The organism is Nostoc sp. FACHB-110, from assembly GCF_014697425.1.
Lineage (GTDB): Bacteria > Cyanobacteriota > Cyanobacteriia > Cyanobacteriales > Nostocaceae > Nostoc_B.
In genome coordinates, this window is record NZ_JACJRU010000015.1 from 72,495 (window position 1) to 84,247 (window position 11,753).

An 11,753-nucleotide genomic window follows, 5' to 3' on the forward strand; every position below is an offset into this window, starting at 1 on the left:
TTGTTTGCTTATTTATGGTTTATCCTCAGAGCTACAAGATATAAGTGTAATTAGGCTTTCCACCTAACTTTGAGAACTCAATTGTCTACTTACTTAACTCTTGATTTGCTGTGATGTCAGATGGAGAAAAGAAAAATGCCGCATATTTTACTTGTCGATGATGAAGCAGCCTTGTGTGATAGTCTTAGCTACACACTCCAAAAAGAAGGCTACACTGTCACAACAGCTGCTGATGGGCATAGTGCTATTAAACAGTTCCACAAACAAGTTCCCGATGTCATTTTGCTGGATATCATGCTGCCAGAAGTCAGTGGTATGGAAGTTTGCTGGCGAATTCGGGCGTTTTCTGATGTGCCGATTGTCATGCTAACAGCCAAGGATCAAGATATCGATAAAATTTGGGGTTTAGAAGCAGGGGCAGATGATTACGTTACCAAACCGTTTAACACCCGCGAACTCCTAGCAAGAATTAAAGCTGTCCTGCGCCGTCGTTCTGGGGAATAGCCTTTATGAGATGCTGGACACCGCCCATCAAATTCAATACGATTCATGCCAAACTGCTAGCCACGTATATTTTATTGACTACCTTGGGTACGTCACTCATGGCGAGTTATATTCTGTGGTCGTTTCATGCCTACTTTATGCGAACACGACAAGCAGATTTGGAAAATTGGACAACTGCTTTGGGTGAGAGTGTCGCAGATGCCCTAGAAGAAAAAGATATTCCCCGGGTAAAGTTACTGGTGCAGAGATATGGCGCACCACAAACTGTGACGCTGCGGGTTTTTGATGCTCAAGGCAATTTGATCGCCACTTCCGATCCCAAATTAGATAGGCGGGTGACAAATTGGTATGTAGTTCCAGGAATGCAGCAAGCTTTTCAAAATACAGCCGCCCAAGGAGTTGCTAAAGGAGTTTTAAGCAATGAAGATCGTCTGTATATTGCCAGACCAATTGAACGTAAACATCAATTACTAGGTGTGCTACGAATGTCCATGACGCTAGAACAATTTCAGCGTCAGTTTATGAGGGTGATTTGGAGTGTTTTAGGAACTTTAGCCCTCACCATTTTGTTGTGTGCGCTGATTAGCAGTAGATTTGCCCGCAGTCTCTCCAAACCAATCGAGATTATGCGTAATTTTGCGATTCGCTTGGGTAGTGGCAATTTTGGCGATCGCTTAATTATTCACCAAAACAATGAATTGGATCAATTAGCTGTAGAATTGAATCGGATGAGTGAACGCCTAGCTTCCCTAGACCATGAACGGCGGGTATTTTTAGCAAATGTCTCTCACGAATTACGCACACCAATTAGTAACGTCCAAGTGACAGTTGATGCCCTCAAAGGTGGTGCTTACGAAGAAGCGCAATTACGCGATCGCTTTTTTCAAACTATCGAAAACGAAACCAAACGCTTATCACGATTAATTCATGACTTGCTGGATTTAGGACGCTTAGAAGCAGGAGTCACAGAGTTAGAAGTACAAACAATTCCCCTGCGGGGACTAATTAACCGTGCTGTCAACGCCGTAGAACCACGAATGCAAGCAGCTGGTGTAACTTTACAAGTCAATATCGCTGAATTACAAATTACAGGCGATCCCGAAAGGCTGTTACAGGCAATTCTCAATTTGTTAGATAATGCCATTAAACACTCACGCCCCAATTCTCAAGTGTTTATTTCTGGTCATAGCGCAGGGAAAACAGCAGTTATCAAAATTCAAGACCAAGGTCAAGGTATTAGTGAGAGTGATTTACCCCGGATTTTTGAGCAATTTTATACCACAGACCCATCACGCAAAGGTAGCGGTAATGGCTTAGGATTAGCGATCGCCAAACGAATTATCGAAGCCCATCGAGGCAGCATTACTGCTACCAGTATTCCACATCAAGGCGCAACTTTCACAATTAGCTTACCCCTACAAGGTTAAACTAATCGTCAAGAATAGGGTGTAGGGTGTAGGGAAGTAGGGAAGATAGTATTGGAAGAGGTTTCCAAGCTCTCTCTTCTCCCACACCCCGTCCCAACGCCTATGAATACTTACACGAAAAACCTCTTAAATTCTCCATTATGTCCCTTCTAGTTTACGGTATCCCCAACTGCGGCACATGCAAAAAAGCTCTAAATTGGCTGCAAGTTAGTCATATTGACTATCAGTTCATCAATACCAAAGAGCATCAACCGACTCGTGAACAGATTCAAGACTGGGTAAACTCCCTAGGCTGTGCTGCTTTACGAAACACTTCTGGTCAATCCTATCGTGCTTTAGGTGAACAAAAAAAGACCTGGACTGATAAGCAGTGGATTGACGCATTTACACAGGATGCAATGCTGCTAAAACGTCCACTTTTTGTCAAAGATGGAATAGCTGTGTCCGTTGGTTTTAGAGATGAAACAGTAGTAAAAGCAAAATTAGGGTTTTAGACTTTTATACCTATACCAAGTTGCAGTCAAAGATAGTAACCTAGTGGCGTGTCTAGACTAAACACGCTTGACACCTTTGCATTGCTTCTATCCAATTGAAACCATATAAACCTATCCAGAAATTACTGTGACGTTTCTCACTTTACTTTTCGTTACATACTTCGGTTTATTTGCACCGTTCTACTGAAATTAACTAATTTTCAGACTTATGAAAGATAAAAAAATTCTGATTGTCATCACCAGCCATAACACTTTGAATAATGGTAAAGAAACTGGCTACTGGCTAGGAGAGGTAACACATTTCTACCATATTCTGGCGGATGCAGGTTTTGAAATTGACTTTACCAGCCCTCAAGGAAATCAACCACCGCTAGATCAAAGAAGTTATGATTTACGAGATAAAGATAATCGTTTATTTTGGGAAGATGAAAGCCTGCAAGCTAAACTGAACCACACAATTCCTATTGCAGCGGTTAACCCAGAAGATTACATTGCCATTTACTATGCAGGTGGACATGGGGCAATGTGGGATTTTCCGAATAATCAAAAGCTAGCACAGGTAGCAGCCCAAATCTATGAACAAGGTGGTTATATCTCAGCCGTATGTCATGGTTCTGCTGGACTGCTCTCGATTAAGCTGGCTGATGGGCGTTCTTTGCTAGACGGGAAAACGGTTACAGGGTTCGCCAACCTAGAGGAAAAATTGATTCGTTTGACTAAAGCTGTTCCCTATCTTTTAGAGGATGAGTTGAAAAACCAAGGAGCTATCTATAAAAGGGGGGTACTACCTTTTATACCCCATATTGAAGTGAGCGATCGCCTAATTACTGGGCAAAATCCTCAATCTGCCAAAGCAGTTGCTAAAGCATTAGTCGAATCGCTATCTCAAAGATGATTCAGTGGCTTTTAGCTATATATCTTTAAGCAGAACTCAGGTTATTTATGCAGAATTTAGGAGATTTTCCAACTCAGTCATTAACCAATTTTGCAACATATTATCGATAATTTTTTGATAGTTGGTCGCATTTAATTCCGCCGCGATAAATTCTTCTACTAAAAAAAGATGATAGCCTTGTGCAGATTTGTAAGGGCCTACAACTTGCTTAGGTGAAGTTGTAAAGACAATGGTAGCGATATCTGGCTGCAGATTACATCGATAAACCATCCCTTCATATCCACATCTCCGCCTACGCTGAATATCAATATCGTGTAGGTGAGCTGCTGCATAAAAACTGATTTCACCTTCTTCTATTTGATAATAAAGTTCTTGCGCTAGGTTTTGAGTATTAATTATTGTTTGATACAAAATAACTTGTTCAAACTCTGAGCGGTTTTGATTGAAAAAATGCTCGACTGTATCAGCAAATAAGGCTTGTGCTAGTTTATTGGATAATAGGCGATCGCAAATTCCTCTTTCCCAATCATAAGGTGTAATTAATTGATCAGCTAACCATTCTAAAGTATCGGCGGCTCTTTCTAAACGTTTTTCTCGGCGCTGATTTTCTGCTTCCGCCTCAATTTCTTCAGCAGTAATTGTAATTCCTCTTATCTCGGCAGCTTGCCAGATGATTTTATTAAATAAAATTTTTTGATATACTTCCTTCAGCCTAATTTCTTTTTTCAGAAATTGCACAATCTCTTCCGGTTCAATTAAAATTTTTGTCAAGTCACTCATTAGTATTAATACTTGTTAAATTTAGCAGGTTAAATGTTACAGAATTTCCCAACTAATATTAATCCACAAAATAATTGTGTCAGATAAATTACTAGCACCCAACCACACACAAAAATTTAAACCCTAAAAAAGACAGCAGAAAATACCCTATTCCCTACTCCCTAATTTACGAATACAAAAAACTGGAAGCTATGTGATTTTTGCTTCCAGCCGAGGATAAATTTATTGTTTTATTACAGCAGCTATCATCCTGTATGGTAATCAAAACAAAAGCGTAGTAGCTATATGTTTTATTTGCCACAACAACGGTAAACTGTTACTTTTCTCTTTCTGCTACAAAAACTGTAGGGAAGACTCTATAGTATTTCCCCCACCACAGGAAAAATAAATAGAGAGCTTTTAAAGTTAGAATTAGGGCCTTCTAACTTCTTTGCTTAGGCTTCCTCAGAAACAGAACCACCAATAGTAACAGTTAGAGCGTCTGTCTTGGTTGCGGAGTTAAGTACTCCTGATGATTCTGATTGCTTCAGCAAAAACAATCAGTTAAATATATTCATAGTCAGATATTCAATGATTTTATCATTGTTAATGAATGTATTCCTTAATCACCTCTATTTAAGTATCTATGTATAATTTAAAGGATTTTTATGATTAAGATTTGCCATTTTGGCACATTTTGAACCTAAATCTGATAATTTCTTTGCATCTTTATATACCAAATCTTTGTAGGGCAGGCATTTTAAGACACACACACAATCAACTCATGCCCAACTTGCAAATACTAAGTTTTTTAACAATTCAAATAGTAAGTTGAGCAATATTGAGGAATGTAAAAATAATCTCAACGTAAGGATTCAGGAGTCAGAATCCAGGAGCCAGAATGTTAGAAAATTTAATCTCTTTCTTCAGGGTAACAATAGACCAATCATTTTAAATTACTCTTAAATTCTGACTTCTGTGTGCTGAATCCTTACCCATAACCTACCATGCGATCGCACTCTAGTATGGTAGGTTATATGCTCTGTTTAACTGGCTTCATAAAAATCTAAGGACAAATCCTGAATGTGTTGAGTATTAGACGGAGATTTCAAAGATTCATACTCTTGAATTTCTTGTGACAACCACTGTTCCATATTGCCGCCACGAATTTCGGTTTTTTGTTTACCAACTACCTCAAGATAAGCTAAGTCTTTAATCTTACCCAAACAACTAGCTGTTACAGGTGTTTCGTGTCTTTTCTCACCTGATGTTGAAGTAATTTTTATTGGTTCGCACTCTTGTTGTGGTGTTCTATTGGTGGAGGAATTTTCTTTCAGCAATCTGTTATAGGTGCGGTAGGGAATGTAATGTAATGGGTTGTAACCAGCTACACGTAGCATTAACACACACGCCCAAGAATACTTACCAGCAAGAATCGCTTCAACAATTTGGTCAAATTGTTGAGGATTGATACCTTTATTAAAGTTGCTGAGGCTAGTCATGTTGTGATTCATAGTCTTATTTGTGTGGATAATTTAGAGTTGGAAGTAGTAAATATTTAAGATGCTACGGTTTTGCATGGTGAGTCATTAATACTCTCATCCCTATGCACACACAGAAATACTTGGTTTTATCGATAGCCGTTGCAGGTTATGACAACTACTCGTTATATTTAGCTATTTTTTTAGTTGTAGTTATATACCTGTAAATCTGCTGAAGATATATTGGGACACCACTGAAGTAGACAGCAATCCTTAATTCGCAATCTAAAATTACAAAGCCAAAATTGTCTGAGGCTGTAACTGCATTTAATTTTGATGTTGATATCCATGAGCTTGACCTTGGTGTAGAAAGTTTACTGTGTTTAATTGAGTGTGCTGCTTTGCCGTAATTTGGTAAATTTCCCTTAGTTATCTAAAAACAACTTCACTAGTTATTTTTATTTTTTTACTTCGGCTTGGCAGTGTAATCAGTCACTTTTCAACCTTTCATCGTGTCATTTAACAGACTATAAACAATCTTGGTTTGGCTCGTGGTAGATACAGTTTTATCCTCTGTTACTGCTCTAAATAATTAATTTAGTTTATTTCCCTGATAATTAAATCGTATAATATTTTGCACTTTTTTAAGGGCAATTTAGTGCCAAACTTTAGTATTTGCACTGAGTAATTAAAATCAATTCATCAGAAATGATTAATAACTACTTTAGTATTTATACTACGTTTTTTCGTAAATGTCATCTTCTGAGTTAATAACTTTATCAGTTGAAATTACTGAATTTTAATTGATACCTAAATGTTGATTATGCAACTTTGGGTATTGTCACGGATTTGTTTATTGGTGGGGGGTTTGACCCCTCATGTTTTGTTTATTTAAGGTTGTTATTTTCCTCAAATTCATATAGAAATTTACCATTAACTTGTCTAATAAACAATCACTAAATATCGTAATTTCAATAGCATAAAAAAGTGCAAAGTAATTTTATTTACTTTACACTTGTAAAAATTTTCTTAAAAAAATGTAAATTATAGCCGGAAAAGGATAAGGAAGGGTAACGGGTGTAAGGGTATAGGGGTGTAGGATGTTTTGTTGCGTGGCACAATGCAGCATCAATTATCTTTGTGTAGCTAAATTCCTGGCTCTTTAAGAAGTTAGGGATTTGAGTAAATTTATGCAGAAAAATTAGGCGCGACTAGGCGAGAATAAAAACCCTGTTTATTCATGAGTTCTAGGTGATTACCTTGCTCAAGTAATATACCTTGGTCAAAAACGAGGATTTGGTCGGCGTGACGCACGCTAGAAAGACGATGGGAAATGATAAAGGTGGTACAATACTGGCTCAAACGCGCTAATTTTTGGTACAAGTAACGCTCAGATTCCATATCTAAGGCACTTGTCGCTTCATCTAATATTAAGATTTTGGGGTTGCTAATTAAAGCCCGCGCGATCGCAATTTTTTGTCTTTGTCCCCCAGATAGTCGTATACCTCGTTCTCCGATAGCTGTATCGTAGCCTAAAGGTAAGTCGCGGATAAAACCGTGGGCTTCGGCTAATTTGGCTGCGGCGATCGCTTGTTCGCGGTTAAAATCTGCATTATTAAAGGTAATATTCTCTAAAACACTTCCCGAAAACAAAAAACTATCTTGGCTGACAAAACCAATTTGGCTACGTAACGACTCTACAGACACCGCCGCAATATCTATACCATCAATTAATATTCGTCCACTGTCGGGACGATATAAACCAGCCAATAAATTAACTAAAGTGCTTTTACCAGAACCACTTTGACCAATAATCGCAATAGTTTGCTTGGGCTTTACCCAAAACGAGACATTGTGCAGAGTGTGACGTTTATCATCTGGGTGATAACGAAAACCAACATTCTCAAATCGCACTTCCCCACGAATTGTGGGCATGATTTGTAATGGTTGGGAAGTGTTTTCTTCTGGCTGGGAGTCCCACACATCGTTAACTCGTTCTGCTGCCGTCAAGACTTCTTGCAATTCATCTCCCAAGCCCACCAACGCCAACACGGGATTTGTGACATTACTAATTAGCAAATTAAAAGCGACAAACTCACCCAATGACATCTCGCCACTAATAACTAGCTGTAAGCCACACCACAAAACAACTGTAGTCGCCAAGTGACTCAGCAAATTTCGTAGCATTTGCAAGACATTGGCTAACTTCTGTCGCCGTAAGCGCGCTTTGAGCATTTTCAAAAAACGCTCTTGCCAGTATCTCTGCACTGGGCGTTCGGCGGCGGCGGTTTTGACGGTGCTAATCCCAGCTATCATTTCTATAATGGTAGAATTTTGTCTTGCTGAGGCTTGTAACAGTTCCCGTGATGCTTGTTTGAGGTAGGAACTAGCGACTATAGTTAAAATCACAACGGGGACAATTCCACCTAGTACCAACAATGTCAACCGCAGATTAAAATATGCCATCACTCCCAGGTAAACAAATATCATCAAAGCATCTACGGTGCTGGTGATGGCGTGACGGGTAATAAATTGTTGAATTTTGCGGTTTTCTTGAATGCGGCTGAGTATGTCTTCGACTCGGCGGGAGGCAAAAAATTGCAACGGTAACTGCAATGTATGTTGGATAAAACCGCCAATTAAATTAATATCGATGCGGTTGGCGAAATAGTCGAGTAAATATTGACGCTGCGCTGTGAGAATAATGCGCCACACACCCAAACAAAAAAAGCCGAGTGCAAAAGCATTCAAACTAGCCAAGTGTTGGAGAGGTATTACTTGGTCGAGAACAATTTGAGTCAGCAAAGGAATTGCTAACCCAAAAACTTGGATGACTAAGGAAACAAGAATAATGTATTGGAGTAGTTGGCGGTAAGGTTGTAATATCTGCCAATAACGATTTAAAGATAGCTTCTCGCTTTTAACCGCGTGAAATTGCTCAGTTGGGTTTAATAACAGGGCGTAACCTGTCCAACTCGCTGCAAAATCTAGGCGCGATAGCCATTTTGTCCCAACTGCGGGGTCAGCAATTAAAATGCGATCGCCTTTAATTCGCCAAACCACAATATAATGAGTTCCTTGCCAATGGGCAATCCAAGGTGGATTTTGCTCTAATTTAATTAAAGTTGCCCGAACTTGTTGCACTTGATAACCCAAGGTTTGGGCTGCTGTTGCTAAACCAGATAACGATGCGCCTGTAGTGTCTATTCCGGCTAAGTTCCGCAATGTATTGAGGCTGAAGCGTTTACCCCAATACTGGCTAATCATTGCTAAACAAGCCGCACCGCAATCTGATGAACTTTGTTGGAGAATGAAAGGATATTTCCGCCGAGGCTTGGGTGTTGAGTGTGGCTGGTTGATAAAATCAATGTCTGACTCTGGGGGAATTTCTGGCGGCGAGTATTCCAACTTGGGAAGCGGAATTTGTGTTAAAGGACTCGATAGATTGTTCTTAGAAGTTTTACTGGTAAAGATTTGCGGTGCAATTGCTTTGGCTGATGCCCATTCTGCTTGCGGAAGATGGTAAACTAGCAAATCTGTTTGGGCAACTGCATCTGGGGATGTTTCATGAGGATATCCCCAGCTATCTCCAATTGATAGTGAGGTAGTTCCAGACGCTAGCCAAAATCGCCCTTGTGTTGCTGGTGTGGCTGTGGCTAAAGATGAACCAGCCGAGATTTTTTGAGGAATTATATAAGGTAAGAATTGCTGTAGAGTTTTGCTATTGAGCGATCGCAATTGAGTATAACTTTTAAAAAATATCAGTGCTTGGCGCTCAAATGCTAATTTTTGTAAGTGTGCTTCTAGATGAGGTAGGCGTTGCAACCACACTTGTAAATCAGAAGTTGTAATTTGTGCAACAAAACCCGGACTTGCACCAAGCGCGCGGTATGCTAGAGGGCGATCGTCAAATAAATTATCTGCACCAAATACCTGCTCTGCTAATAACAACTTAGTAGAAACTTCTCGCCCTAAAGCTGCATCAAAACTTAGCAACCGCACTCTACCTTGACATACTAAGTAAAAAATATTGCTCTTACTTTCAGTAACACTATTGTCAGTGTTGGTAGTTAAATCATCACCTAGTTTAAACTCGCGGATTGTCCAATACTGACTAAATTCAGATGTTAAACTTGTATCCCCTACAACTGTTTTCAACAGTTTCATCAGACTTGCTTCTAGAGTCAATAACTGTTGCTGACTGTCATATTTCAGTTCTCCCTGAACTTTAAATGAAGAAGAGGGGTTCATGCTTTATTTTCTGTTCTCGGTGTTACTTTTTGATTGTTTAAGCGTAATTAATGTAATTAGAAAAGCTGGTATTATTCCACCATCCTCAATCAAATGTCATTAGTTTTTTCATAATAATTCGGCACTTATACTAATTTAAGGTGAAGTTGCACATATCCTGATCCCCCTAAATCCAAGCCACTTGCTACAACAGAGGGAACCTCCGCAACGCAGTGGCTTACCTTTTTTAAGGGGGCTAGGGGGGATCAGACGAAATGTTTAATACTTCTCAGACATTCTCTCAGCGTTGCTATAACACACCCTACAATTTAAGATTTCTTTGATAAATAATCTCTTTTTTACAGAGATTTGTTGACTAGCAAATTATTATGTTTGTCTTGAACATAAGTTAGTTAGTGCTGTGAATGAGAGAACTCAAGTTAGAACAACTGAGGACAAATTAGTTAAGTTTTATTTAACCTTACCTACATTTTCTGTTAATTTCTGAAACACCCGGAAAATACAGCCACATCTTAAAACGGTGCATTTTAGCAGTAAACACTGCGCTATTCGAGATTTGGATACTAAAACAACTACGGTGGCGATTGTGTAGTTTTAGCTACAGATTTTTGCCTGATTAATGACATCACTACTCAAGTCAGAGTTACTCAAAATATACCTATTTAGCTTTTACCTGTTCTCTATTCCCCATCACCTGCTATACCTTTTTGCACCCTATCAAAAAATCAGGCTTGATTTTTAGGAAATTTCTGTGATAGTCTGCATTTAATAATACGGTTTATCTACTGATTTACCGTAGTTTAAATCCAGTGTGTTATCGCTCTCCAATACTTAATTCATTATGGTCGCTACAGTTAAACCTCAGTATATAAACGTTTTTCGTCGCTGGACGGCACTTGTTGTCCCAGGATTATTAACAGTTGTCACTTCTTTAACATTAGTTAGTTGCACCCCTCAAAACCAAAAATCAGAAGCCCCATCAGGAACGGCTAGCAATGTCGCTGAAACTAAGCCTTCAGGAATCAAGACTAAAGTTTTGCGGATGGGATATCAACAAGCGGGTGATTTAATTAGAGTAACGAAAGTTTTAGAAAAGCGTCTAGAACCCTTGGGTGTGAAGGTAGAATGGGCGCAATTTGCCCAAGGGCCACAATTAATGGAAGCCATGAATGTTGGCAAAATAGATTTAGGTTCGGTTGGGGAAACACCTCCTATTTTTGCTCAAGCGGCTGGGGCGCAAATTGTTTATGTAGTAGGTTCCCAACGTACGGCAAATAGTGGTAAAGGTAGTGCGATCGCAGTACCACCTGATTCTCCCATTAAAACTTTAAAAGATATCAAAGGACAAAAAGTAGTCTTTCAAAAAGCTTCTGCATCTCACTACTTTATCCTCAGAGCTTTAGAAGATGTGGGATTAAAATATAGCGATATTAAAGTTTTAAGTATTCCTAACGTTGAAGCGAGTAGCGCATTTTTAGAGGGTAAAATTCCTGTTTGGGTAACAGGTGATCCCCATCTTGCTAGAGCGGAAAAATTAGGTAAAGCAAGAATTTTGAGAACTTCGGAAGGGCTTGATTCTCCTGGTGGATATTATATTGGCGGCAGACAATTTGCCATTGACAATCCTGAATTGCTGCGAATAGTGATTGAAGAAATTGATAAAATTCAACGCTGGGCGGAGGCACATCCCAAAGAAACAGTTAAGTTAATCGCACCATATCAAAAACTACCACCTGATGTGATGGACTTAGTAATTAGTCGCCGTTCCTATGGGTTGCGCGCTATCTCACCAGATTTAATTCAAGAACAACAGCGAGTGGCAGATTACTTTTATAAAAATGGCCTGCTTCCCAAACCTGTGAATATTCGAGAATCATTGCTCACACCTGAACAGTATGCTGCAATTACGCCAGCGACAATCAGTCAGAAATAAGCGATTAGT

Annotated in this window: 8 protein-coding genes; 5 read left to right on the top strand and 3 right to left on the bottom strand. The window is 39.3% G+C overall.

The features are described 5' to 3' along the window. The first annotated feature begins 135 nt into the window (after positions 1-135). From H6G69_RS16010 to H6G69_RS16025, 4 genes are all read left to right on the top strand, one after another. Positions 136-504, top strand: a complete 369-nt coding sequence (locus H6G69_RS16010) for a response regulator transcription factor (RefSeq protein WP_190688841.1) — start codon at positions 136-138, stop codon at positions 502-504. Positions 505-509: 5 nt separating this feature from the next. Beyond that, positions 510-1,931 (top strand): ATP-binding protein, encoded by a 1,422-nt coding sequence (locus H6G69_RS16015; RefSeq protein ID WP_190688844.1) that lies wholly within the window; start codon positions 510-512, stop codon positions 1,929-1,931. A gap of 140 nt (positions 1,932-2,071) precedes the next feature. Further along, a complete protein-coding gene (locus H6G69_RS16020; protein WP_190688846.1) occupies positions 2,072-2,425 on the top strand; it encodes a Spx/MgsR family RNA polymerase-binding regulatory protein in 354 nt (117 codons plus the stop codon). A gap of 208 nt (positions 2,426-2,633) precedes the next feature. After that, positions 2,634-3,320 carry a type 1 glutamine amidotransferase domain-containing protein gene (locus tag H6G69_RS16025; RefSeq protein WP_190688850.1) on the top strand — a complete coding sequence of 229 codons (687 nt, stop codon included), beginning with the start codon at positions 2,634-2,636 and terminating at the stop codon, positions 3,318-3,320. A 45-nt stretch (positions 3,321-3,365) separates the two neighbouring features. Here H6G69_RS16025 and H6G69_RS16030 read toward each other — a convergent pair whose 3' ends face one another. From H6G69_RS16030 to H6G69_RS16040, 3 genes are all read right to left on the bottom strand, one after another. Continuing rightward, a complete protein-coding gene (locus H6G69_RS16030; protein WP_190688853.1) occupies positions 3,366-4,100 on the bottom strand; it encodes a peptidylprolyl isomerase in 735 nt (244 codons plus the stop codon). Positions 4,101-5,125: 1,025 nt separating this feature from the next. Next, entirely contained in the window at positions 5,126-5,593 is a 468-nt protein-coding gene (locus tag H6G69_RS16035; RefSeq protein ID WP_190688856.1) for a HetP family heterocyst commitment protein, read from the bottom strand. Positions 5,594-6,748: 1,155 nt separating this feature from the next. Beyond that, complete coding sequence (locus H6G69_RS16040) at positions 6,749-9,811, bottom strand: ABC transporter transmembrane domain-containing protein (protein WP_190688870.1); 3,063 nt, start codon at positions 9,809-9,811, stop codon at positions 6,749-6,751. A gap of 841 nt (positions 9,812-10,652) precedes the next feature. Between H6G69_RS16040 and H6G69_RS16045 the strand changes: the two genes are divergently transcribed. Continuing rightward, complete coding sequence (locus H6G69_RS16045) at positions 10,653-11,744, top strand: aliphatic sulfonate ABC transporter substrate-binding protein (protein ID WP_190688874.1); 1,092 nt, start codon at positions 10,653-10,655, stop codon at positions 11,742-11,744. Positions 11,745-11,753 lie beyond the last annotated feature (9 nt).